Source organism: Acidovorax sp. Root219, from assembly GCF_001428665.1.
GTDB lineage: Bacteria > Pseudomonadota > Gammaproteobacteria > Burkholderiales > Burkholderiaceae_C > Acidovorax.
The window spans coordinates 368,516-393,837 of the sequence record NZ_LMIJ01000001.1 but is presented as its reverse complement, the minus strand read 5'-3'; the positions used below and the strand labels follow the sequence as shown (position 1 = coordinate 393,837).

Sequence of the window (25,322 nt, the reverse complement as noted above, 5' to 3'; positions counted from 1 at the left end):
ACCACTTTCTCGCTGCCCAGGCGTCGGCATTGCGCCACATGGCGGGCTGGCTGCGCTTGATTGCTGTGATACCAGTGAGCGGACACGACGCATTTGTCGTTCCGGGGTAGTTCATCGGCAGAACGCCTGGCTGCGGACCACCGGTCTTGCCGGGCGCAACCCCTGCTGCTCAGGGGGCCACCCTGGGCTTGTCGGTTCTAGCCGGGATGCCTCTGCGCGCCGGGTTTTTGTGGCGGCCTGGCACCTGAACCAGCCACTGCATCGGCAAAGCACTGGGAGCGCCGGGCTACCGCATGTAACATGCTTGGCTGCGCGCATTTTTTGATAGCCATGTCCTCCCCCCACGCCAACCACCCCGATGCCGGGAAGGACCTTGCCGATCTGCCAGCGCCGCACGAAGCCACACAGGGTACGAAAGAGGTTGCCAATGCCATTCCCGCCAAAAAGCCCCATCGCCGCGCAGGCGCTGCCTTTCGCCAGCCGGCCCCTGCTGCGCTGCCTGGCAGCGCCCCGCTGACCGACGGACAGGCAGGCGCTGTGGACCGGGCACCGTTCTCCCTTTCCTTGCCTGGCGCATCGGTCCGGCCGGCGGGGGGGGCCGCCGATACCCCGGCGGCCGCAGCCACCCCTGGCGCGGCGCGGTCCGGCGATGCCGAGGCCGGGGCCGCCCTGGCTGTACTGGAGTTGGCGCCCGCCGCCCCAGCGCACGCCGTGCAAGACTCGGCCCACGCCATCCTGTCGTCCTGGCTGTCGCTGGAGGTGCTGGCCCCACTGGCCTACACCGACCCGGCAACGCTCGTCGGCGGCGACCGTGCGGCCATCGCCAAGGTCGATGGCGAACCCTTGCCGTGGCAGCGGGGCGAGCAGTCCTACAAGCCGCCGTTCAGGCTGTTCTACCTGGTGGTGCTGGGCGAGGTCAGCATGGAAATGTGCATGACCGACCTGCTGGCCTCGTTCGGCAAGGACGAGGAGACGCGCACCTTTCAAAGGCACCGGGCGCCGATCGCCATGGCCATCGTGGACCAGGACGGCCTGCCCGCTGGCCCCGACACCGTTTCCATCTCCAGCTTTGCGTGGGGCGTGCCTGCGGTGCTGCGCGGCAAGGCCGGCACGCTCGCACGCTGGCCCGATGCCGAACGGCTGCTGCGCGAGCAACTGCACCAGCGCCTCGTGCGGGTGGATGGCGGGGGGCGGCCCCTGCCGCTGGACCTGAGGGCGATCCACGACATCCATGCCTGGCTGTGCAGCACCCTGGGCCTGCGCGCCGACCATGTGCTGCCACCGAGCTTCGTGGCGCGGCTGTACCGCCACCCCAAGCTGGAGGGCGCGCCGGATTTGCCGCCCATCAACTCGTTCTACCTCGACGACCTGGCCACGGCGCGCGCCATGGTGGATGCCGGGACCGCGCCCGAAACCCTGCTGCGCTACCTGTCCGTGCTGAAGCCCGCGCCAGCAGTCGATTTGCTCAAGGACACCGCAGGCATTGCCGCGCTGATTGCCCCCGCGCGCTTTCCGCCAGCGCGCTGGCCCAGCCGGGGCAGCCACCCGGTGGTGACGCTGCAGCAGGCCGCCGTGAACGCTGCGCGCAGCGAATTTGCCGGTGACAGGCAGGGCATCCTGGCGGTGAACGGCCCCCCGGGCACCGGCAAGATGACCCTGCTGCGCGACCTGGTGGCCCATTGCGTGGAGAGCCGTGCAGCCCGGCTGGTGGAGTTCGACGATCCGAACAAGGCGTTCATCCCGACCGGCCAGCGGTTCCAGGTGGGCGATGGGGAGTTTCTCCACCTGCATGGGCTGGACCCGCGGATCAAGGGCTTCGAGGTGCTCGTCGCATCGAGCAACAACAAGGCAGTGGAAAACGTCAGCCGTGAGCTGCCCGCCGGCCGCAGCATCGAGCCCGGCCCCCGGTACTTTTCCTCCACCGCCAGGGCCTTGCTGTATGGCGAGGAAAAGAACTTCCCAGCCGACCCCGCCGACCAGCCGTGGGGACTGATGGCCGCCGCGCTCGGCAACAGCCGCAACCGCCGGGATTTCCGCCAGCGGTTCTGGCTGCACGAGGACTTCGGCTTTGCGACCTACCTCAAGGCGGCGCGCGGGCTGGACGTGTCGCGGCCGGAGCCCGCCGCAGAGGGCCAGGCGCCCCGCATGGTGGCGCCCCGCATCGTCGCGGCCGAGCGGCCGCTCAGCGGCGATGCGGCACAGCAGCAGTGGAAGCGGGCGCGCAAGTCGTTCATCGAGCTCAAGCATTCGGTCGAGGCCATTCTTGCCCGGCTGGAAGAGGCGCGGACACTGGCCCCCCGGCTGACCCGACTGCACGATGACATCAGCCAGCTGCACGTCAGGCACAAGGCCACCGCCCAGTCGCTGAGCACGGCGGCAGCCGCTTACGCCCTGGCCATCGAGGGCTCCAGCAAGGCCCGCGCCGCCGTCGTGGCGGCCGAGCGCGAGCTGCAGGCCCTGCAGGCGGCCCGCCCTGGTGTCTCGGCGCGGGTGTTCGTCTCGGAGGCGTTTCGGCGCTGGATGTCCGAAGCGTCTGCGCGCGAAGGCGTCCACCGCGAGGCCGTGCGCGCCGAAGCCCAGGTGCAGGCCACGCTGGAAACGGCAGCGCAGCGGCAAAAGGGGTTTGCCGAAGAACTGGGCATGGTCAACGCCCAGCTCGAAACCGCGCAGCGCGAGGAAGAGAATCTGGGCGCCATGCTCAAGGAGGCGTACGCCCGCATCGGTGACCGCTTCGTCGACGAATCCTTCTTTGATCGCGGCCACGAGGCCTGGAACCTGGCCATGCCCTGGCTCAACGACCAGATCCACAAGGAGCGCGAGAAACTGTTCATCGCCGCGCTGGAGGTGCACAAGGCCTTCGTCACCGTGGCCGCCCACAAGATGGAGCACAACCTGGGTGTGCTGATGGCCGCCCTGCAGTCCGGCACCTTCCAGGACGCGGCCCGGCGCCAGTTGCTGCCCGACCTGTGGTCCAGCCTGTTCCTGGTGGTGCCCGTGGTGGCCACCACCTTCGCGTCCGTGCACCGCATGCTGGGCGACCTGGCTCCCGCATCGTTCGGCTGGCTGTTGGTGGACGAAGCCGGGCAGGCCACGCCCCAGGCGGCGGTGGGCGCGCTCATGCGCGCCCGGCGCGCCGTCATCGTGGGCGATACGCTGCAGATACCGCCCGTGGTCACCATCCCCGAGAACCTGGTGAACCAGATCGCCCTGCAGCAGCGCGTGGACCGCAGCCTGTGGTGCGCCCCCCAGGCATCCGTGCAGACCCTGGCCGACAGCGCCAGCGCCATCCAGGCGCGCTTCAGCACGCCCGACGGCACCCGCGTGGTGGGCCTGCCGCTGCTGGTGCGCCGCCGCTTCCAGGAGCCCATGTTCGGCGTGTCCAACGCGATTGCCTACGACAACCGCATGGTGCCGGCCATGGGGCCTGACAGCGTGGGCGATGTCGCTGACGTGCTGGGCCCCTCCGCGTGGTTCGACCCCGACACCAGCTCCACCGCCAGCGCCCCCAAGTGGAGCGCCGAAGAAGGCCAGGTGGTCATGCGCATGCTGCGCAAGCTGGCCCGCGCCGGCGTGCAGCACCCCGACATCTACGTGATCTGCCCCTTCCGCGTGGTGGCGCAGGAAATGCGCCTGCTGCTGCGCGCCGAGCCCCAGCTGTTCGAACTCTTCGGGGTCGATGCGCGCAAATGGCTCGACGAGCGCGTGGGCACCATCCACACCTTCCAGGGCAAGGAAGCCGAGGCCGTGATCGCGGTGCTGGGCGCCCCCATGGCGGGCGAAAAGGGCGCCCGGCAGTGGGCTGGCGGTGTGCCCAATATCCTCAACGTCATGGCCTCGCGCGCGAAATCGCGGCTGTATGTGGTGGGCTCGCGCACCGCCTGGGGCAGCGTGGGCCATTTTGCGGAGCTGGCCCGGCAGGTGCCCAAGAGGCCGTTCGCGTAGTGAGGGCGGCAGCCTGCCTGCTTGTTCGCTTATTTCTCTTTCGCCGCCTCTTTGAGCGCCACCTGCACGGTGTGCAGCATCTCCTCCAGTGGCGAGGGTTCCTCCCCCTCGTACGACACCGCCGCGCCGAAGTCCTGGGCCAGTGCGCAGCTGACCATCATCACGCAGGCCAGGTCCTTCATGCGGCCACCCCAGGTCATGGTGATGCAGTAGTCGCGGCCACCGGCAATGGCGGCGAAGTCCTCGTCGTCCCCCACCACATCCTGCGCCTCGCTGTAGTGGATCTCGAACCCCGGGCCTTCTGTGCCATTGAGCGTGAAGGGTAGAAAGCCCGAGTCATCGAAGCGCGTGAAGTCCGGGTGCAGTTGCAGGTCGAACCCGAGCCGGTCCAGCGAGGCCTGCAGCGTGGCGCGGTCGGGAACGGACTGGCGTTGGATGAAAGCGAACTGGCTGTTGGACATGGGGCTTCCTTGGTTGGTTGATTATCCGGCCTGTCCTGGCACGTGTGCCTGGGGCCGGACTGGGTGGGTGCCATCGTCTCCCGGTACCACGGCTTCCCACCGCTACTCCAGAAACAGATCGGAAATTACGGACCGCAGCCACCGGTTGGCCGGGTCCTGCTGGTAGCGGTCGTGCCAGTGCTGCTTGATGGCAAAGACCGGCAGCGCGAACGGCGGTGCCAGGGCCTTGACGTCGGCGATGCGCACCAGGGTTTCCGCCAGGCGCTGGGGCACGGTCACCACCAGGTCCGTGTTGGCGACCAACGCGCCGATGCCCAGGTAGTTGGGCAGTTGCAAGGCCACGTTGCGTTCTATGCCGAGCCGTTCGAGCTCTTCCTCCACCAGGCTCTGGCCCGTGCCCGCCCCGGTGACCACCACGTGCCTCTCGCGCTTGAACATCGCCGGCGACAGGCGCGAGCGGATGCGTGGGTGCTGGCTGCGCACCACGCAGGCAAAGTCCTGGTCGAAAAGCTTCTGCTGGTAGAAGCCGGCTTCCAGTTGTGGCATGAAACCCACCGCCAGGTCGGCCTCGCCGGACTCGAGCATCTTGGGCGTCTGCCCCGAGATGTGCGTGATCTGCACGTTGATCCCGGGGGCGATGTCTCCCAGGCGGTTGATGAGTGACGGGAGCAGTGCCAGGTGGGTGATGTCGGTCATGCAGATGCGAAAGGTGCGCTGCGCCCTGGACGGATCGAAGACGGCCCGCTGCCGGGTGATCCCGCGCAGCAGCTCCAGTGCCTGGCGAACCGGCTCCACCAGCGAGGTGGCGTGGGGCGTCGGCAGCATGCCCTCCGACGTGCGCACGAACAGCGGGTCGCCAAAATGCCGCCGCAGCCGCGCCAGCGCGATGCTGATGGAGGACTGCGCAATGCCCAGGTTCTCCCCCGCACGCGACACGCTGCGTGTCTTGTAGACCTCGTCAAAAACGGTCAGCAGTTTCAGGTCCATTATTTGGATTTGCGTTTGGAGGTATTGACGCCATGGTATTGGCGCAATAGTGCCTGCAACCTAGCATTCGGGCAACCCTGCAATCCACGAAAGACAGACCCATGCAAGACGCCCAGCCCGCCACCCTGACCGAACCCAGCCGCAACACGCCCGTCTGGGGTGCATACGATGTCGTTGTGCTCGGAGGGGGGCCTGCGGGCATTGCAGCGGCCACCGCTGCGGCGCGGACCGGCCAGTCCACGTTGCTGGTCGAAAGCTACGGCTTCCTGGGGGGCATGGGCACGGCCGCAGGCGTGACGAACTTCTGCGGCCTGCATGCCAATGTGCACGGCACCATCGAGCGGGTGGTGCATGGCGTTGCCGATGACCTGCTGGCACGCATCGGCGCCCTCGGAGGCCTCAACGAGCCGCATGTGCTCTTTGGCAACAAGATCGCGGCCCAGGCCTATGACAACGCCGCGTTCAAGGTGGCTGCGGACGATCTGGTGCTCGCCAGCGGCGCGCAGCTGCTGTTCCACGCCACCCTGGTCGGGGTGCTGATGAACGGGCCGCAGGAGATCCGTGCGGCACTGATCGAAACCAAGTCCGGGCGCTACGCCGTGCTGGCCCGGGTTTTCATCGACTGCACGGGCGATGGGGACCTGGCGGCGTTTGCCGACGCGCCCTTCGAGAAAGGCACCGACGGGCACGGCATGATGTACCCCTCGACCATGTTCCGGGTCAACGGAGTGGATGCGGCGCAGGCGGGCGATGCCTACAACCACTTCGGCCAACTGATGGACGAGGCCGAAAAGCGCGGGCGCAGGTTCCCGCGCAAGACGCCCATCATCCGCCCGCAGAAGAACCCTGCGGAGTGGCGTGCCAACGTGACCCAACTGGCCAATGCCGATGGCAGCCCGGTGGACGGCACGAATGCCGCGCAGCTCAGCGATGCGGAGGTGCAGGGACGGCGCCAGATCGTCGACTTCTTCCAGTTCCTGCGCGAATGCGCGCCGGGCTTTCAGAACGCCTACCTGCTGGAGATCGCACCGCAGGTCGGCGTGCGCGAAACCCGCCGCGTGCTGGGCGAGTACCAGTTGACCGAGGAAGACGTGCTGCAGTGCGCGAGCTTTGACGACAGCATCGGCGTCAACGGCTGGATGATCGAGGAGCACCTCGCCGGCAACATTGCCTTCAAGTGGCAGGACATCCCGAATAGCCGCGGCTTCAACCATCTGCCCTACCGCATGCTGCTGCCGCTGCAGGTCGACAACCTGCTGGTCGCGGGCCGGTGTGCATCGATGACCCACATGGGCCAATCAGCTGCGCGCGTATCGGGGGCTTGCTTCGTGATGGGCCAGGCGGCGGGTACTGCCGCCGCGCTGGCAGTCCGGGGTGGCGTCCGTCCGCGCGACCTGCCGGTCAAGACCCTGCAGCAGCGGCTGGAAGCCGACGGCGCCTACCTGGGCCGCGACGCGGCCTGACATCCCTCCCTATTCCAACAAGAACCCCCTGGAGACAATCCATGAAAAGACGCAGCCTGAACATGGCGGCACTGGCCGCTGCATGCAACGCTCTTGTACCTCCTCTGGCGCAGGCCCAGGCGACTTCTGCCTGGCCCACAAAGACGGTGCGCATCCTCGTCGGATTCCCGGGCGGGTCGAGCCCGGACATCGTGGCGCGCAGCCTGGCCGAGCCGCTGTCCAGGGTGCTGGGGCAGGCCGTCATCGTCGAAAACAAGGCCGGGGCGTCGGGCAACATCGCTGCGGACCAGGTGGCCAAGGCCACGGACGACCACACGCTGGGCATCGTCATCAATGGCAATCTGACCTCGGCCAGGATGCTGTACCCGAAACTCCCCTATGACCCCGCGAAGGATTTCAGCTATCTCTCCCTGCTGGCCACGGCACCCCTGGTGCTGGTGGCGCCCGCGAAGGAGCCCGATGGGGCTGCCTTCTTCGCCGCAGCGGCACGCAATGGGGACCGGTGGAACTACGGATCGGTCGGCAACGGCTCGGTGGGGCACTTGGGCATGGAGGTGCTCAAGACCAGGTCCAAGGGTCTGGCACCCATGCACGTACCGTTCAAGGGCAACCCCGAAGTGATCACCGGCTTGCTGGGGGGCGAGATCCAGATGGCGCTGGTGCCCCCGGGCATCGCCATGCCGCAGGTGCGGGCCGGCAAGCTCCGGGCCATCGGTCTTGCGGGTGGGCGCAGCACCGTGGCGCCCGAAGTGCCTTCGCTGGCCGATGCGGGCGTGCGCGACTTCCACCTGGAAGTGTGGACCGCCCTGGTGGGCCCGTCCAGGCTCTCCAGGGCGGCGCAGGACCGGCTGAATACCGAGGTCCCCCGCATCATGCGCAGCGCTGAAACCCGCGAGAAGCTGCTCAACCAGGGCTGGCAGGCCGTGGGCACGGCACCGGACGGCCTGGTCAGCCGCGTCAAGGACGAGGCCGCGATCATGGGCGGCATCATCACGGCCCGGGGGATCCGGCTGGAGTAGGGGCCCGCCACATCTGCCCGGGGGCTCGGCGGGAAGGGTTGGGCTCCCTTGCCCTCCCCACTGCACGGGTATGGGCTCATCTGGATCCGGTGCATTGGTGGCGCACGAAAGACGCCTTCACGCGGGCATGCGCGTGAAGCAGGCCCTGCGCTGCAGCATCTCGTCGGTCTGGCGTGTGGCGATTTCCAGGTCGTAGTAGGTGTGCGGCTCCGGGGGCGGCGGCGAGGGGAAAATGGTCAAGGTGCCGTAGAACGCAGGGCACATGAAATCGCCCGTGAGCACCCACCGGCCGTAGGGAGGGCTGTCGGCCGGATCACGGGTCCAGTACCCCCAGAAGATGGCCAGGGAGCCGGTGGACGCCGTGCGGCGTGCCGCAAGCTGGTTGGCAGTTTCCGGCGAGAAGTCCCCCACCGTGCCGCTGCCCGTGCAGTCGCCGTTGGTGTAGGTCAACGCACCATAGGTTTGGGTGAACAGCGTGGTCTCCTGGCGCACCATGCGCATAACGCTGCGCTGGCTCAGGTTGCTGCTGACCACATGGCAACCCTGGTGCTGCCAGTCGCCCGCGAGCAGGGCCACGTCCAGCTGCGGGGCGTCATCGCTCCCGCCTCCGCAGCCGGCCAGTGCGGCGGTGATGGCGATCAGCGAGAGGCAGGTTGCAAAGGCGGTGGGTGAAGTGGCAGGGAACAGTGAGGTCATGGCAAAAAGCCCGATTCTGTGGGCCCGTCCGATCCCTGAGAACCCTACCGGAGTAGGGGGCGGCTACCGGGCTTCAGCACTCGACGACGTTCACCGCCAGCCCGCCGCGCGAGGTCTCCTTGTACTTGACCTTCATGTCCGCGCCGGTCTGCATCATGGTCTTGATCACCTTGTCGAGCGAGACCACGTGCTGGCCGTCGCCGCGCAAGGCCATGCGCGCGGCGTTGATGGCCTTGATGGCGCCCATGGCGTTGCGCTCGATGCAGGGTATCTGCACCAGCCCGCCCACGGGGTCGCAGGTCATTCCGAGGTTGTGCTCCATGCCGATCTCGGCGGCGTTTTCCACCTGCTCGGGGCTGCCGCCCATCACGGCGGCCAGGGCGCCGGCGGCCATGGAGCAGGCCACGCCCACCTCGCCCTGGCAGCCCACCTCGGCGCCCGACAGCGACGCGTTCTTCTTGTAGATGATGCCGATGGCACCGGCGGTGAGGAGGAAGGTGGCGATGCCCTCCTCATCCGCGCCGGGCAGAAAGTTCACGTAGTACTGCAGCACGGCCGGGATCACGCCGGCCGCGCCGTTGGTGGGCGCGGTCACCACGCGGCCACCGGCGGCGTTTTCCTCGTTGACGGCCATGGCGTAGAGGTTCACCCAGTCCATCATCGACAAGGGGTCGCGCCGGGCGGCTTCGGACTGGGTGTTCAGGCTCTTGTGCAGCTCGGCCGCGCGGCGGCGCACGTGCATGGGGCCGGGCAGGGTGCCGGTGGCCGCACAGCCGCGCTGCACGGCACGGGCCATGGTGTGCCAGATGGCCAGCAACTGGCGGCGCAACTCGGCGGCGCTGCGCCAGTGCAGTTCGTTGGCTACCATGATCTGACCCACCGCCATGCCGGTGGCCTGGCACTGGGCCAGCAAGTCGGCCCCGGTGCTGAAGGGGTAGGGCAGGCCGTTGCCGTGCCCGGCGGCGCCGGGCCCGGATGCCGCTGCCGAGTTCAGCACGCGCTCGCCCGCCGCATCCGTCACGAAGCCGCCGCCCACCGAGTAGTACTCGCGCTCGGCGATCTTCACGCCGTTGGCATCCAGCGCGTGGAAGGCCATGCCGTTGGGGTGCAAGGGCAGGCTGCGGCGGCGAAACAGCAGGTGCTCCTTTTCGACGAAGGGCACGGCGTGCTCGCCCAGCAGGGCCAGGCTGCGGCTGGCGCGGATCTGGGCAATGGTGGGGGCTATCTGGTCGGGGTCGATGCGGTCGGGCTCATGCCCGGCCAGGCCCAGCAGCACGGCGGTGTCGGTGCCATGGCCTACGCCGGTGGCCGAGAGCGAGCCGAACAGCTCCACCACCACGCTGTGCACCGCCGCCAGGCCCACCGTGGCCTGCAGGTGGCAGGCAAACTGCCGCGCCGCGATCATGGGCCCCACGGTGTGCGAGCTGGAGGGGCCGATGCCGATCTTGAAGAGGTCGAAAACGCTGACGGACATGGGGTGCTGTGCCTTCAATGGGATACCGGTGGGTTCCGTGAACAACAGCGACGGCCGCATGCCGCCGGCCCATACACGAAGAAGACAGCGATGGCGCGGGTGGCGCCATCGCTGGCCGGTCGATCATGAACAAGACAACATGCGTCTTCGCACAGCCAGCACTCTTGGCGCTGGAGTGGGGGCGAGGCTAACCGCACGGCACCGTGGCAGCACACGCGTTATCCCTGAGCGGTTAGACCGGGCACGGGGGCAAGGCCTGTGGCTGCCGTCGATTGCTATGCCTTGGATAGCAACTTGTTGATCCTCCACAACAGTCTCAGGCCATCACGGTGCGTCTTGACAAGGCGTCGCTGGCCTGGCTTGCCGCCCATGAATGTTTCTTACACAGCGCTGCTGTCTGCCCTGTGCGCCAGCACCAGTGCAATTTCAACCAGGGGTGCCGCAGCCGCCTGGCCTGCCGCGCCGGCCGCAGGGGGCTGTGGCCGTGCCAGCGAATGGGCGTGCACCGCCGGTGGTGACACCTGCTGGCGGGCCAGGCCGCCGGCCATCCAGCTGCACACCATGCGCCTGGCGTCCGCTATGCGGGCGGGTTCGCGCACGAACAGCTCGCACGAGAGGGTGCGGTGCCTGTGGCTGCCGGCCTCGCGCAGCAGGCGGTCGGCGGCGGCCAGCACCTGGGCCAGGCTGTGCTCCAGATCCTGTGCGGGCGAGGGTGTTGCAGCGGTGTTCAGGCAGGTGATGCGCACGCACAGCGAGGTGGGCGCGTGGCGCACGCCCACACGCAACCGGGCCACCACGCGCGGTGCTGTCGCGGTCAGGCTGGCGGCGGGCGGGGCGGTGCTGCAATCGATGGCCATGGTGTTGTGATTCGGGTCGCGTTGTGTTCGTTCCGTCAGTCCAGCGTGCCCAGACGGCGGGCGCTGGCGGCCACGGCCCCCAGCAGACCCGCCAGCAGCAGCAAGGCGGCCACCAGGCTGGTGCCGTGCGCCACGAAGCCGATCAGCGCCGGGCCCATGAGCACGCCGGCATAACCCATGGTGGCAATCGCGGGAACCGCCAGGCTCTCCGGCATGGCGTGCTGCCTGCCAGCGAGTGAAAACAGCACCGGCACGATGTTCGAGCAGCCCAGGCCCACCAGCGCAAAACCGGGCAGGGCCAGAGGCCAGGTGGGCGCCAGCGTGGCCAGCCCCAGGCCGGCAGCGGCCAGCAGGGCGCCTGTGAGCACCGTGCGCTGCGGGCCTATGCGGCGGACCCAGCGGTCCCCGGTGAGGCGGCCCACCGTCATGGCCGTGGCGAAGGCGGCATAGCCCAGGCCCGCGCGCTCGGCGGGCATGCCCTGCACCTGGGTGAGGAACACGGCGCTCCAGTCCAGCATGGCGCCCTCGGCCAGGAAGAGGATGAAGCACAGCGTGCCGATGAACAAGACCACGCCCGTGGGGCGGGCGAAGGCCGGGCCGCTCTGCGCGCCGCCGCCGGCCAGGAAATGTGGTGCCGCCAGCGCCAGCAGTGCCAGCACCACGGCCGCCACGGCGGCGGTGGCCTGACCCAGCGAGGTACCCAGCACACCCAGCAGCACGATCATGCCGCCGGCCCCTGCCACACCGCCCAGGCTGAACAGCCCGTGAAAGCCCGACATCATGGGCCGGCCACTGGCCCGCTCGACGAGGATGGCCTGGATGTTGCCCGCGCAGCCCAGCCCGCCGATGCCCGCGCCGAACAGGAACAGCGCCACGCCCAGCCAGGGCGCCGTGGGCGCCAGGGCCAGCAGCGGCAGGCTGGCGCAGACCAGCAGCGCGGACGCCACCAGCACCCGCCGGCAGCCCCAGCGCGCGCTGAGCGCACCGGCCAGCGGCATGGAGACGATGGAGCCTGCGCCCATGCACAGCAACAGCAGGCCGAGTGTGGCCTCGTGGAGGGACAGCTGTGCCTTGGTGAAGGGCACCAGCGGCGCCCAGGCCGCCATGGCAAAGCCGCTGATGAAGAAGGCCACGCGCGTGGCGTGCGCCGCTGCCCGGCTGGAGGCCAAAGGGCGTGCCGGGGCCGTGGCAGAGATCGGTGCGGTTGTGCTTGCGCTGGAAGCCGTCATGGTGGGCAGGGGGATAGCCAGTGTGGCGCCGTTGGATGGCGGGGCGATGACGCTGCGACCATGCCCTGGGCTGGCGGGAGGGCTTTGCACCGGTGGTGGCCGGGCGGGCCGTTGCGCAGGCATGTCGCAGGCCCGGCACATGATGAGCAAATCTAACCAGTTGTGTCCTTGCATGGGGCCGATGCTACGCAGTGGCGCTACGGAAGACTATCGACAATAATTCGCAAACTCATGAAACCAGCTCATGCCAAAAATGGTCACGCCGTCCCGGGCTCGCCCCGCCGCCTGCCGCCGCTGAACATGCTGCGCGCCTTCGAGGCGGCAGGCCGGCTGCTCAGCGTGACGCAGGCCGCGCACGAACTGTCGGTGACGCAAAGCGCCGTCAGCCACCAAATCAAGGCGCTGGAGGAATGGCTGGGCGTGGCCCTGGTGCAGCGCGAGGGGCGGGGCCTGGCGCTCACGCCGCCGGGCGCTGCCTACCTGCCGGGGCTGACCAGCGCGCTGGACCTGATGGCCCGGTCCACCGCCGGCATCAAGCGGCCCACGCGACGCAACACGCTGGCGGTGAATGCCACCTCCACCTTCGCCACGCAGTGGCTGATCCCGCGCCTGGCGGCGTTCTGCGCGCAGATGCCGGGGCTGGATGTGCAGCTCGTCACGACGGTGGGGCATCTGGACTTCGAGCCGGCGGACTATGACGTCTCGATCCGCTGCTTTGCCGATGGCGAACTGGCGCTGCTGCAGCAGCGCACACCCTGGCGCGGCATCCGTGCGGGTGCGTTTCTTCCCGATGTGCTCACCCCCGTGTGCAGCCCCGCGCTGCTGGCGGGCGCCAAGGCCATCCAGGCGCCACGCGATCTGGCGCGGCACACGCTGCTGCACAGCCGCTCGACCCCGCTGGTGTGGCAGCAGTGGCTGCAGGAGGCGGGCACGCAGGACATCCAGCCCGCCGGCGACCTGGTGTTCGACCATGCCCACCTGAGCGTGCAGGCCGCCATCCAGGGCCTGGGCGTGGCGCTGGGCAACCCGCGTTTCCTGGGCGAGGCGCTGGCCAGCGGGTTGCTGGCCATGCCTTTCCCGCAGCTGCTCTCGGGCGACAAGAAGTATTACTGGATGCTCTCGCCACGCGCCGCGCAGGATGCGGCGTCGGTGGCGTTCTGCGACTGGCTGGCGGTGGCCTGAGCCGCCCGCCGGGCATTGACCGCTTACATCACCAGCGCCCGCCCCAGCATCACGCACCAGTCCCAGGGATTGAGCTTGGGGCGCGTGTGCAGGCTGGCGCCCCTGAGGGCCTGCACCTTGTCCAGGATGCGCAGGCCGCCTTGTACCACCAGACGCAGCTCCCAGCCTGCGCGGCCGGGCAGGCGGTGCACCAGCGGCGCGCCGCGCAGCATGCTGGCGCGGGCCCAGGCGGCCACGCCCAGGATGAGGCGCGCGTTCTCCGGCGTGCTGCGCAGCTCCAGCAGCTCGGCCTGGCAGGCGCCGTGGGCGGCGCAGTCCTCGCGCGGCAGGTAGTGGCGCCCGCGCGGTATGTCCACGCTCAAGTCCTGCCAGAAGTTGGCCAGCTGCAGCGCGGTGCAGATGTCGTCGCTCTGCGACAGGGCCTCGTTCCCGTCCACGCCGTACAGGTGCAGCAGCAGCCGGCCCACGGGGTTGGCCGAGCGGCGGCAGTAATCGAGCAGCTCGGTGCGGTCGGCGTAGCCGTCGGCGTCGCGGGTCTTTTCCACGTCCTGGGCAAAGGCGCTGAGCAGGTCGGCCAGCAGGGGCACGGGCAAGTGGTGGCTCACCAGCACGGCCTGCAGCGGCGCGAACACATCGGCCCAGCGGTGCGAAGGCGCGCGGCCTTCGGCAATGGCCTGCAGGTCGGCGTTGAATGCCGTCAGGTCGGCCAAGCGCTCGGCGGGTGGGGCATCGCCCTCGTCGGCGATGTCGTCGGCCGTGCGTGCGAAAGCGTAGATGGCGGCGATCACCGGGCGCAGGTGCGGCGGGCACAGCAGCGATGCGACGGGGAAATTTTCGTAATGCGTGACCGGCGGGGCTACGGCCGGGACGGCCGAGGGGGCGGCACCAGGGGCTGCGGCGGGCTGGGGGTTGGGAGATGGATTCACGGCGTGGATTGTCGCTTGACAAGGCGCAGGCGTTCTCATAGATTACTAACCAGTCAGTCAGTAACTTGTTTTGTCAGTGTTAACCCTGAACGCCCTGGCGGTCGTGGGGGAGGCGCTGGCCGAACTTCGTGTTGCCCTTTTTATTCACCGGATTTTCCATGCGCACACCCTCCGCTTCGCGGCCCATTCACCGGCCCTCCAGGTTTTTGTTGCTGGCGGCCTCGGCCCTGGTGCTGGCCGCCTGCTCGCGGCCGGCCCCGCCCGAGGAGCCGGTGCGTTCCGTCAAGCTGATGACGGTGGGCGTGGGAGCATTGCAGTCGCAGGTGGAATACGCCGGTGAGGTGCGTGCCCGCGTGGAATCGCGCCTGGGCTTTCGCGTGGCGGGCAAGATCGTTCAGCGCCAGGCCGAGCTCGGCCAGCGCGTGAAGGCGGGCGACGTGCTGGCCCAGCTGGACCCGCGCGACTACCAGCTGGCGGCCGATTCGGCGCGTGCGCAACTGGCCTCGGCCACCACCCAGCGCGACCTGGCGGCAGCCGACTACAAGCGCTACCAGACCCTGAAGGACCAGAACTTCATCAGCGGCGCCGAGCTGGAGCGCCGCGACGCGACCTTGAAGGCCGCGCAGGCTACGCTGGACCAGGCGCGTGCGCAGCTGTCGTCGCAGGGCAACCAGGCCGCCTACACGCGCCTGGTGTCCGACGTGTCGGGCGTGGTCACGGGCATCGAGGCTGAGCCGGGCCAGGTCGTCTCGGCCGGCACGCCGGTGGTGCGCATTGCCCAGGACGGCCCGCGCGACGTGGTGTTTGCCGTGCCCGAGGACAAGGTGGCCCAGATCGCCGTAGGCTCCGATGTGGCCGTGCGCGGCTGGTCGGGCGGTGCCGAGCTGGCCGGCAAGGTGCGCGAGGTGGCGGCCAGTGCCGATGCGGCCACGCGCACCTTCCAGGTCAAGGTGGCCATCGAGGGCAAGGATGCACCGGCGCTGGGCGCCACGGTGTACGCCCAGCCCAAGGCGCTGGGCCATGCCGGCGTGGTTGCCATCAAGCTGCCCACCAGCGCGCTGCGCCAGGAGGGCCAGGCCACGGCCGTGTGGGTGTACGACGCGGCCACCAGCACCGTCAAATCACAGGTGGTGCAGATCGCCACGGCCGACGGCAACGATGCCGTGGTGGCCGCAGGCCTGACCCCTGGCATGCAGGTGGTGGCCACGGGCGTGCACGTGCTTTCGCCCGGGCAGAAGGTCATGATCTACCAGCCCAAATCGAACGGTGCCCCTGCGGCCAAGGCGCAGACGGCTGCCGGCAATGTGGCGCTGCCTGCTGCTGCAGCGGCCCCCGCGCCAGCGGCGACGCCCGTGTCTGCGGCCCCTGCTTCCAAGTAAGGGCCCGCCATGAGCCAGATCCAACCAAAAGAGGGGTTCAACCTCTCCAAATGGGCGCTCGACCACCCGGCGCTCACGCGCTACCTGATGGTGGTACTGATGCTGCTGGGCTTTGCCGCCTACTTCCAGCTGGGGCAGGACGAAGACCCGCCCTTCACCTTTCGCGCCATGGTGGTGCGCACCTACTGGCCCGGCGCCACGGCGCAGCAAGTGGCCGAGCAGGTCACCGACAAGCTCGAGCGCACGCTGCAGGAGGTGCCCTACGCCGACAAGATCCGCAGCTACTCCAAGCCCGGCGAGTCGCAGATCATCTTCCAGATCAAGGACTCGTCCAAGGGCAGTGAGGTGGCCAACGTCTGGTACACCGTGCGCAAGAAGATCGGGGACATGCGCTACACGCTGCCCACGGGCATCCAGGGGCCGTTTTTCAACGACGACTTCGGTGACGTGTATGGCGTGATCTACGCGCTCGAATCCGAAGGCTTCAGCTACGCCGAGCTCAAGAACTTTGCCGACGACGCACGCCAGCAGCTGCTGCGCGTGCCCGACGTGGCCAAGGTCGAGCTCTTCGGTGTGCAGGACGAAAAGCTCTTCATCGAGATTTCGCAAAAGCGCCTGTCGCAGCTGGGCCTGGACATGAACCAGGTGCTGGCCCAGCTGGGCCAGCAGAACGCCGTGGAAGGCGCGGGTGCCGTGCAGACGCCGCTGGACCAGGTGCAGGTGCGCGTGGCCGGCCAGTTCAATGCGGTGGAAGACCTCGCGGCCATGCCGATCCGCGGTCCCTCCGGCGCGCAGCTTCGCCTGGGTGACATCGCCGAGATCAAGCGCGGCTACGTGGAACCCACCGCCGTGAAGGTGCGCCACCAGGGCAAGGAAGTGATCGCCCTGGGTGTCTCCATGACCAAGGGCGGCGACATCATCGCCCTGGGCAAGGCGCTGCATGTGGCCACCGACCGCATCGGCGCCGCGCTGCCCGCCGGCGTGAAGCTGGTGAACGTGCAGGACCAGCCCAAGGCCGTGGCCACCTCGGTCAACGAATTCGTGAAGGTGCTGATCGAGGCCGTGGTCATCGTGCTGGCCGTGAGCTTCGTCGCCCTGGGTTTCCACCGCCGCCCTGGCAAGCAGCCACTGTGGAAGCGCTGGTACATCGACCCGCGCCCGGGCCTGGTGGTGGGCATCACCATCCCCATGGTGCTGGCCGTGACCTTCCTGGGCATGTGGTACTGGAACATCGGGCTGCACAAGATCTCGCTGGGTTCGCTCATCATCGCCCTGGGCCTCTTGGTGGACGATGCCATCATCGCCGTGGAGATGATGGTGCTCAAGCTCGAAGAGGGCTACGACAAGGTGCGCGCCGCCACCTTCGCCTATGAGCTCACGGCCATGCCTATGCTCACGGGCACGCTGATCACGGCGGTGGGCTTTCTGCCCATCGGCATCGCCAAGTCGACCACGGGCGAGTACACCTTCGCGATCTTCGCGGTGACGGTGCTCGCGCTGGTCTTGAGCTGGATCGTGTCGGTCTACTTCGTGCCGTACCTGGGCACCCTGCTGCTCAAGGTGCCGGCCCATGTGGCCCATGCGCAGGAGCACCACGGCGTGGAGGCGGGCGGGCACGAAGTGTTCGACAGCCCGTTCTACAACTTCTTTCGCCGCCTGGTGACCTGGTGCGTGCGCCACCGCTGGATCACCATCGCCCTCACCGTGGGTACCTTTGCCCTGGGCATCTTCGGCATGGGCCAGGTGCAGCAGCAGTTCTTCCCTGATTCGAGCCGGCCCGAGATCATCGTCGACGTGTGGTTCCCTGAGGGCACGTCCTTCGCGGGCAACGAAGAGGTCACCAAGCGCGTGGAAGCGCGCCTGCTGGCCGAGCCGGGCGTGAACACCGTGAGCACCTGGGTGGGCTCGGGCGTGCCGCGCTTCTACCTGCCGCTGGACCAGGTGTTCCCGCAGAGCAACGTGTCGCAGTTCATCGTGGTGCCGCAGGACCTGAAGGTGCGCGAGAGCCTGCGCATCAAGCTCCCTGGCCTGCTGGCGCAGGAGTTCCCTGAAGTGCGTGGCCGCGTGAAGCTGCTGCCCAACGGGCCGCCTGTGCCTTACCCGGTGCAGTTCCGCGTGGTCGGGCTGGACCCGCTGGTGCTGCGCGAGCGCGCCGACGAGGTCAAGGCCGCCCTGCGCGAGAACCCCCAGATGCGCGGCGTGAACGACAACTGGAACGAGTCCGTGAAGGTGTTGCGCCTGGAAGTGGACCAGGCCAAGGCGCGCGCCCTGGGCGTGACCAGCCAGTCCATCGCCCAGGCCAGCAAGACCATTCTCTCGGGCACGCAGGTGGGCCAGTTCCGCGAGGGCGACAAGCTCATCGACATCATGCTGCGCCAGCCGCTCGATGAGCGCAACGCCATCACCGACATCGCCAACGCCTACCTGCCCACGGCATCCGGCAAGTCGATCCCGCTCACGCAGATCGCCAAGCCCGTGTTCACCTGGGAGCCGGGCGTGATGTGGCGCGAGAACCGCGACTACGCCATCACCGTGCAGGGCGACGTGACCGAAGGCGTGCAGGGCGCCACTGTCACCGCGCAGTTGCTGCCGGGCCTGCGCGCCATCGAGGCCAAGTGGCGTGAGGCCGGGCAGGGCGGCTATCGCATCGAGGTGGCAGGTGCCGTGGAGGAAAGCTCCAAGGGCTCGGCCTCCATTGCGGCGGGCATCCCGATCATGCTGTTCGTCACCTTCACGCTGCTGATGCTGCAACTGCACAGCTTCAGCCGCGCGATGCTGGTGTTCCTGACCGGGCCGCTGGGTCTGGCCGGCGTGGCAGGTGCGCTGATTCTGCTCAACCGCCCCTTCGGCTTTGTGGCGCTGCTTGGCGTGATCGCGCTGATGGGCATGATCCAGCGCAACTCGGTGATCCTGATCGACCAGATCGAGCAGGACCGCGCCAAGGGCATCCCCGCGTGGGACGCGATTGTGGAATCCGCCGTGCGCCGGCTGCGCCCCATCGTGCTCACGGCCGCTGCTGCGGTTCTGGCCATGATCCCGTTGTCGCGCAGCGTGTTCTGGGGCCCGATGGCCGTGGCCATCATGGGCGGGCTGATCGTGGCCACGGTGCTCACCTTGCTGGCCCTGCCGGCCATGTACGCCGCCTGGTTCCGCGTGAAGCGGCCCGAGGACGAGCGCGCCGCCCTGGCCTGAGAGGCTGTGAATCCCAGCCTCTGAGTACCCGCCGATGGCCATCCCCCTGCTGCTGGCAGGGGCCTCGGGGCAGGGTGAACCCTTGTACGCAATGTGCATGCGGAAATCGGTGTGCGCCGCTTCTCAGGTTAAAATCTAAGGTTGACCGATTTCACACAGGCGGCGGGCATAGCTTGCCGCCTGTTTGTTTGTTAGTTGTAGAACCGCGCGGGTGGCGAAATTGGTAGACGCACCAGGTTTAGGTCCTGACGGTAGCAATACTGTGCGGGTTCGAGTCCCGCCCCGCGCACCATCCATGTGAGACTTTGCGGAACACTGCGCTGCAGACAGCACGATCACATCCATAAGAGGAATAGCCATGTCCGTTACTGTTGAAACCCTTGAGAAGCTCGAGCGCAAGATCACGCTGAGCGTGCCCCTGACCGTGATCCAGACCGAAGTCGACACGCGTCTGAAGCGCCTTGCGCGCACCGTGAAGATGGACGGCTTCCGTCCCGGCAAGGTGCCCATGAACGTGGTCGCCCAGCGTTACGGCTATTCCGTGCAGTACGAAGTGCTCAACGACAAGGTCGGTGAAGCCTTTGCCGTGGCCGCCAACGAAGCCAAGCTGCGCGTGGCCGGCCAGCCCCGCATCACCGAAAAAGACGGTGCCCCCGAAGGCCAGGTGACCTTCGACGCCATCTTCGAAGTGTTCCCTGAAGTCAAGATCGGTGACCTGTCGGACGCCGAAGTCGAGAAGCTGTCGGCCGATGTGACCGATTCGGCCATCGACAAGACCATCGACATCCTGCGCAAGCAGCGCCGCACCTTCGCCCAGCGCGCCCAGGGCGCCGCTGCCGAAGACGGTGACCGCGTGTCCGTGGACTTCGAAGGCAAGATCGACGGCGAGCCGTTCGAAGGCGGCAAGGCCGAGGACTTCCAGTTCCTGGTCGGCGAAGGCCAGATGCTCAAGGAATTCGAAGAAGCCGTGCGCGGCATGAAGACCGGCGAAAGCAAGACCTTCCCGCTGGCTTTCCCTGCCGACTACCACGGCAAGGACGTGGCCGGCAAGACGGCTGACTTCCTGGTCACGGTCAAGAAGATTGAAGCTGCCAACCTGCCCGAAGTGAACGACGCCCTGGCCAAGTCGCTGGGCATCGCCGACGGCTCGGTGGAAGGCCTGCGCGCCGACATCAAGAAGAACCTGGAGCGCGAAGTCAAGTTCCGCCTGCTGGCCCGCAACAAGCAAGCCGTGATGGACGCCCTGGTGGCCAAGGCTGAACTCGACCTGCCCAATTCGAGCGTGCAGGCCGAAATCGGCCGCCTGCTGGAAGGCGCCCGCGCTGACCTCAAGCAACGCGGCCTGAAGGACGCCGACAAGGCCGAGATCCCTGAAGACGTGTTCCGTCCCCAGGCCGAGCGCCGCGTGCGCCTGGGCCTGGTGGTGGCCGAGCTGGTGCGTGCCAACGAACTGCAGGCCAAGCCCGAGCAGCTCAAGGCCCACATCGACGAGCTGGCTGCCAGCTACGAGAAGCCCGAAGACGTGGTGCGCTGGTACTTCGGCGACCGCCAACGCCTGGCCGAAGTGGAAGCCGTGGTCATCGAGAACAACGTGACCGACTTCGTGCTGGGCAAGGCCAAGGTCGTTGACAAGGCCGTGTCGTTCGACGAACTGATGGGCCAACAAGGCTAAAGCCGGTGTTCGCCAGCCATCCTTTGCGGATGGCCCGGCGATAGCTTGCCGCAGGGGCTTGTGCTTTCATGCACAAGCCCCAATTCATTTCTGGGTACAGTACCTGCTTGCACTGGAGAAAACATGAGTTCACTGGATACACAAGCCTTGGGCATGGTCCCCATGGTCATCGAGCAGTCGGGACGCGGCGAGCGCTCCTACGACATCTATTCGCGCCTGCTCAAGGAGCGCATCATCTTCCTGGTGGGCGAGGTCAACGACCAGACCGCCAACCTGGTGGTGGCGCAGCTGCTCTTTTTGGAGAGCGAAAACCCCGACAAGGACATTTCGTTCTACATCAACTCGCCGGGTGGCAGCGTGACGGCCGGCATGGCCATCTACGACACCATGCAGTTCATCAAGCCCGATGTGTCGACCATGTGCGTGGGCTTTGCGGCCAGCATGGGCGCCTTCCTGCTGGCGGCCGGCGCCAAGGGCAAGCGTTTTTCGCTGCCCAACTCCAAGGTCATGATCCACCAGGTGCTGGGCGGCGCACGCGGCCAGGCCACCGACATCGAGATCCATGCGCGCGACATCCTGCGCACCAAGGACCAGATGAACCGCATCCTGGCCGAGCGCACGGGCCAGCCGCTGGAAAAGGTCAAGCACGACACCGAGCGCGATTACTTCCTCACGGCCGACGAGGCCAAGGACTACGGCCTGGTGGACCAGGTGATCGCAAAGCGCCCCTGATACGGCGGTGTGATCGGTCAGCGGCGTTCGTTTCCCTGAAAACGGCGGTACCCGGCTTGCCTGGTGCCTCTTTCCTGTAGTCTTGGGTGGAGTGCAGTGCATTCCCGCCCTGGAAAGCAGGCAGTTTCCCGGGGAAACAGCGCCGCTTTTTATTTGGTTATCATCTCCCGACAACTTTCCGTAACAAGGCATTGCCCCCATGGCCGAGAAAAAAGGCTCCTCCAGCGAAAAAACCCTCTACTGCTCTTTTTGCGGCAAAAGCCAGCACGAAGTGAAGAAGCTGATCGCCGGACCGTCCGTCTTTATCTGCGACGAGTGCATTGACCTGTGCAACGAAATCATCCGTGACGAGCTGCCCTCCGGCGACCTGGCCAAGGACGCGAAGAGCGACCTGCCCACGCCCCTGGAGATCAAGTCCAACCTGGACAACTACGTCATCGGCCAGGACGTGGCCAAGCGCACGCTGGCTGTCGCGGTGTACAACCACTACAAGCGCCTGCGCCACAAGGACAAGGCGCACAAGGACGACATCGAGCTGTCCAAGAGCAACATCCTCTTGATCGGGCCTACGGGTTCGGGCAAGACGCTGCTGGCCCAGACGCTGGCGCGCATGCTGGACGTGCCCTTCGTGATGGCCGATGCCACCACGCTGACGGAAGCCGGCTACGTGGGCGAGGACGTGGAGAACATCGTCCAGAAGCTGCTGCAAAGCTGCAACTACGAGGTCGAGCGGGCCCAGCGCGGTATCGTTTACATCGACGAGATCGACAAGATCTCGCGCAAGTCGGACAACCCCTCCATCACCCGCGATGTGTCGGGCGAGGGCGTGCAGCAGGCGCTGCTCAAGCTGATCGAAGGCACCATGGCCAGCGTGCCGCCCCAGGGCGGGCGCAAGCACCCGAACCAGGACTTTTTGCAGATCGACACGACCAACATTTTGTTCATCTGCGGCGGTGCGTTCGCGGGCCTGGAGAAGGTTATCGAGAACCGCACCGAGGCGTCGGGCATCGGTTTTGGCGCTTCGGTCAAGAGCAAGAAGCAGCGTTCGCTGACCGAGGTGTTCACCGAGATCGAGCCCGAGGACCTGATCAAGTTCGGCCTCATCCCCGAACTCGTCGGCCGCATGCCCGTGGTGACGGCCCTGGCCGAGCTCAGCGAAGACGCGCTGGTCGAGATCCTGACCGCGCCCAAGAACGCGCTGGTCAAGCAGTACAGCAAGCTCCTGGCCATGGAAGGCGTGGACCTGGAGATCCGTCCTGCCGCGCTCAAGGCCATCGCCCGCAAGGCGCTGGCGCGCAAGACCGGTGCCCGGGGCCTGCGTTCGATCCTGGAGCAGTCCCTGATCGGCACCATGTTCGACCTGCCCAACCAGAGCAATGTCGAGAAGGTCGTGGTGGACGAATCCACCATCGACGAAAGCAAGCCGCCGCTCCTCGTGTACCGAGAAGCAGCGAAGAAGGCCTGACATGTCCCCGCGGTGCCATGCAAGCCCCTCTTGCATGCACCGCGCCTGGCTACGCCGCCATTCAACCCTTGTGCCAGCACGGCTGGTCACGGGGGTTGAAAATCCCCACATGTGGACCATATTCCACAGAGTTAACTGAGGATTTCCATGTCCGGACATACCCCCCTGCCAGCCACCCCCATCGACCTGCCGCTGTTGCCCCTGCGCGACGTGGTGGTGTTCCCCCACATGGTGATACCGCTCTTCGTGGGCCGCCCCAAGAGCATCAAGGCGCTGGAGCTGGCCATGGAGGCCGACCGCCGCATCATGCTGGTGGCCCAGAAGGCCGCCGCCAAGGACGAGCCCTCGGTGGCCGACATGTTCGACGTCGGCTGCGTCTCCACCATCCTGCAGATGCTCAAGCTGCCCGATGGCACCGTGAAGGTGTTGGTCGAAGGCCAGCAGCGCGCACTGGTGTCGTCCATCGAAGATGCCGAGACGCACTTCAACGCCACCGTGACGCCCGTGGAGCAGTCCGCCGAGGCCACCAAGCCCAGCGAAATCGAGGCCCTGCGCCGCGCGGTGATGCAGCAGTTTGACCAGTACGTCAAGCTCAACAAGAAGATCCCGCCCGAGATCCTGACCAGCATCTCCAGCATCGACGATCCGGGTCGCCTGGCCGACACGATTGCCGCACACCTGCCGCTCAAGCTCGAGAACAAGCAGATCGTGCTCGACCTGTCGGACGTGAAGGCGCGCCTGGAAAACCTGTTCGAGCAGCTCGACCGCGAGGTCGACATCCTCAACGTCGACAAGAAGATCCGTGGCCGCGTAAAGCGCCAGATGGAGAAGAACCAGCGCGACTTCTACCTCAACGAGCAGGTCAAGGCCATCCAGAAGGAACTGGGCGAGGGCGAAGAGGGCGCGGACATCGAGGAGATCGAAAAGAAGATCAAGCTCGCCAAGATGCCCGCCGAGGCGCGCAAGAAGGCCGATGCCGAGTTCAAGAAGCTCAAGCTCATGTCGCCCATGTCGGCCGAGGCCACCGTGGTGCGCAACTACATCGACGTGCTCACGGCACTGCCATGGGCCAAGAAGACCAAGATCAAGCACGACCTGGTGAATGCCGAGGGCGTGCTCAACGAAGACCACTTCGGTCTGGACAAGGTCAAGGACCGCATCCTTGAGTACCTTGCAGTGCAGCAGCGCGTGGACAAGGTGAAGGCGCCCATCCTGTGCCTGGTGGGCCCTCCTGGCGTGGGCAAGACCTCGCTGGGCCAGTCGATCGCCAAGGCCACCGGGCGCAAGTATGTTCGCATGGCCCTGGGCGGCATGCGCGACGAGGCCGAGATCCGCGGGCACCGCCGCACCTACATCGGCGCTCTGCCGGGCAAGGTGCTGCAGAGCCTCTCGAAGGTGGGCACGCGCAATCCGCTGTTCCTGCTCGACGAGATCGACAAGCTCGGTACCGACTTCCGTGGCGACCCGTCGAGTGCGCTGCTGGAGGTGCTGGACCCCGAGCAGAACCACACCTTCGGCGACCACTACGTCGAGGTGGACTTCGACCTCTCCGACGTGATGTTCGTCGCCACTTCGAACTCGATGAACATCCCGCCGGCCCTGCTCGACCGCATGGAAGTGATCCGCTTGTCGGGTTACACCGAGGACGAGAAGACCAGCATCGCCATGAAGTACCTGCTGCCCAAGCAGCTCAAGAACAATGGCGTGAAGGACGAGGAGCTCGAGATCACCGAGCCCGCCGTGCGCGACATGGTGCGCTACTACACCCGCGAAGCTGGCGTGCGCTCGCTGGAGCGCGAGCTGTCCAAGATCTGCCGCAAGGTGGTCAAGGGTCTGCAGCTCAAGAAGTACGAGCCGCAAGTCGTCGTCACCGCCGACAACCTGCCCGACTTCCTGGGTGTGCGCAAGTACACCTACGGCCGTGCCGAGGCGCAGAACCAGGTGGGCCAGGTGGTCGGCCTGGCGTGGACCGAGGTGGGCGGCGACCTGCTCACCATAGAAGCCGCTGCCATGCCCGGTAAGGGCGTGATCACGCGCACCGGCTCGCTGGGCGACGTGATGAAGGAATCCGTGGAGGCGGCCCGCACCGTGGTGCGCAGCCGCTCGCGCATCCTGGGCATCAAGGATGAAGCCTTCGAGAAGCGCGACATCCACATCCACGTGCCCGACGGCGCCACCCCCAAGGACGGCCCGAGCGCGGGTGCCGCCATGACCACGGCCTTCGTCTCCGCGCTCACGGGCATCCCCGTGCGCGCCGACGTGGCCATGACCGGCGAGATCACCTTGCGCGGCGAAGTCACCGCCATCGGCGGCCTCAAGGAAAAGCTGCTGGCGGCCCTGCGCGGCGGTATCAAGACGGTGCTGATCCCCGAAGAGAACGTGAAGGACTTGGCCGAGATCCCGGACAACGTCAAGAGCGGCCTGGAGATCGTGCCCGTGCGCTGGATCGACAAGGTGCTGGAGATAGCGCTTGAAACCATGCCCGTGCCCCTGACGGACGAAGAGGTGGCCGTGGCGCCTGCGCCTTCGACCGACAAGGCTGCTGCGCCTGCGGCAGATGGTCTCAAGCACTGATACCTGGTAGCGAAGCCGCTGGGTAAAAAGTCGATGGAGTGAAGGCATCGCAAATTTTTTGAGGGGACTTTC

Annotated in this window: 17 protein-coding genes and 1 tRNA gene; 11 read left to right on the top strand and 7 right to left on the bottom strand. The window is 67.1% G+C overall.

Annotated features, from left to right (window positions below; genetic code table 11):
* Positions 1-330 precede the first annotated feature (330 nt).
* Positions 331-3,942, top strand: coding sequence for an AAA domain-containing protein (locus tag ASE28_RS01895; protein ID WP_057264156.1), 3,612 nt, complete (start codon positions 331-333; stop codon positions 3,940-3,942).
* A gap of 29 nt (positions 3,943-3,971) precedes the next feature.
* Here the strand turns inward: ASE28_RS01895 and ASE28_RS01890 are convergent, their stop codons facing one another.
* Entirely contained in the window at positions 3,972-4,403 is a 432-nt protein-coding gene (locus ASE28_RS01890) for a hypothetical protein (RefSeq protein WP_057200972.1), read from the bottom strand.
* A gap of 102 nt (positions 4,404-4,505) precedes the next feature.
* Entirely contained in the window at positions 4,506-5,390 is an 885-nt protein-coding gene (locus ASE28_RS01885) for a LysR family transcriptional regulator (RefSeq protein ID WP_057264155.1), read from the bottom strand.
* A gap of 101 nt (positions 5,391-5,491) precedes the next feature.
* On the opposite strand from ASE28_RS01885, the gene ASE28_RS01880 reads away from it, so the two are divergent.
* A complete protein-coding gene (locus ASE28_RS01880) occupies positions 5,492-6,853 on the top strand; it encodes an FAD-dependent oxidoreductase (RefSeq protein WP_057264153.1) in 1,362 nt (453 codons plus the stop codon).
* A gap of 41 nt (positions 6,854-6,894) precedes the next feature.
* Complete coding sequence (locus ASE28_RS01875; RefSeq protein ID WP_057200969.1) at positions 6,895-7,872, top strand: tripartite tricarboxylate transporter substrate binding protein; 978 nt, start codon at positions 6,895-6,897, stop codon at positions 7,870-7,872.
* A 117-nt stretch (positions 7,873-7,989) separates the two neighbouring features.
* On the opposite strand, the gene ASE28_RS01870 is transcribed toward ASE28_RS01875, so the two are convergent.
* The 4 genes from ASE28_RS01870 to ASE28_RS01855 all read right to left on the bottom strand — a co-directional run bounded on the left by ASE28_RS01870 (position 7,990) and on the right by ASE28_RS01855 (position 12,128).
* A complete protein-coding gene (locus ASE28_RS01870) occupies positions 7,990-8,568 on the bottom strand; it encodes a hypothetical protein (RefSeq protein ID WP_057264151.1) in 579 nt (192 codons plus the stop codon).
* 73 nt (positions 8,569-8,641) lie between these two features.
* Positions 8,642-10,042: an L-serine ammonia-lyase gene (locus ASE28_RS01865; RefSeq protein WP_057264149.1), complete on the bottom strand. Its 1,401-nt coding sequence runs from the start codon at positions 10,040-10,042 to the stop codon at positions 8,642-8,644.
* Positions 10,043-10,422: 380 nt separating this feature from the next.
* On the bottom strand, positions 10,423-10,899 hold the full coding sequence (locus tag ASE28_RS31780; RefSeq protein WP_057264147.1) for a hypothetical protein: 477 nt from the start codon (positions 10,897-10,899) through the stop codon (positions 10,423-10,425).
* A gap of 35 nt (positions 10,900-10,934) precedes the next feature.
* Complete coding sequence (locus tag ASE28_RS01855) at positions 10,935-12,128, bottom strand: MFS transporter (protein WP_157421812.1); 1,194 nt, start codon at positions 12,126-12,128, stop codon at positions 10,935-10,937.
* A 231-nt stretch (positions 12,129-12,359) separates the two neighbouring features.
* On the opposite strand from ASE28_RS01855, the gene ASE28_RS01850 reads away from it, so the two are divergent.
* Entirely contained in the window at positions 12,360-13,310 is a 951-nt protein-coding gene (locus ASE28_RS01850; protein WP_235514336.1) for a LysR substrate-binding domain-containing protein, read from the top strand.
* A gap of 23 nt (positions 13,311-13,333) precedes the next feature.
* Here ASE28_RS01850 and hpnC read toward each other — a convergent pair whose 3' ends face one another.
* Entirely contained in the window at positions 13,334-14,236 is a 903-nt protein-coding gene (gene hpnC, locus ASE28_RS01845) for a squalene synthase HpnC (protein WP_057264145.1), read from the bottom strand.
* Positions 14,237-14,394: 158 nt separating this feature from the next.
* Here hpnC and ASE28_RS01840 point away from each other — a divergent pair, with 158 nt between their 5' ends.
* The 7 genes from ASE28_RS01840 to lon all read left to right on the top strand — a co-directional run bounded on the left by ASE28_RS01840 (position 14,395) and on the right by lon (position 25,250).
* The gene (locus ASE28_RS01840; protein ID WP_057264143.1) at positions 14,395-15,615 is read left to right on the top strand and encodes an efflux RND transporter periplasmic adaptor subunit; all 1,221 of its coding nucleotides are present in this window, start codon (positions 14,395-14,397) and stop codon (positions 15,613-15,615) included.
* 9 nt (positions 15,616-15,624) lie between these two features.
* Positions 15,625-18,807 (top strand): efflux RND transporter permease subunit, encoded by a 3,183-nt coding sequence (locus ASE28_RS01835; RefSeq protein ID WP_057264141.1) that lies wholly within the window; start codon positions 15,625-15,627, stop codon positions 18,805-18,807.
* A gap of 205 nt (positions 18,808-19,012) precedes the next feature.
* Positions 19,013-19,099 (top strand) — tRNA-Leu (locus tag ASE28_RS01830).
* A gap of 66 nt (positions 19,100-19,165) precedes the next feature.
* On the top strand, positions 19,166-20,479 hold the full coding sequence (tig, locus tag ASE28_RS01825; protein WP_057264139.1) for a trigger factor: 1,314 nt from the start codon (positions 19,166-19,168) through the stop codon (positions 20,477-20,479).
* Between the two features lie 123 nt (positions 20,480-20,602).
* Positions 20,603-21,211 (top strand): ATP-dependent Clp endopeptidase proteolytic subunit ClpP, encoded by a 609-nt coding sequence (clpP, locus tag ASE28_RS01820; protein ID WP_057200960.1) that lies wholly within the window; start codon positions 20,603-20,605, stop codon positions 21,209-21,211.
* A gap of 199 nt (positions 21,212-21,410) precedes the next feature.
* Complete coding sequence (clpX, locus tag ASE28_RS01815) at positions 21,411-22,676, top strand: ATP-dependent Clp protease ATP-binding subunit ClpX (protein ID WP_057200959.1); 1,266 nt, start codon at positions 21,411-21,413, stop codon at positions 22,674-22,676.
* A 147-nt stretch (positions 22,677-22,823) separates the two neighbouring features.
* Positions 22,824-25,250 carry an endopeptidase La gene (lon, locus tag ASE28_RS01810; RefSeq protein ID WP_057200958.1) on the top strand — a complete coding sequence of 809 codons (2,427 nt, stop codon included), beginning with the start codon at positions 22,824-22,826 and terminating at the stop codon, positions 25,248-25,250.
* The last annotated feature ends 72 nt before the right edge of the window (positions 25,251-25,322 follow it).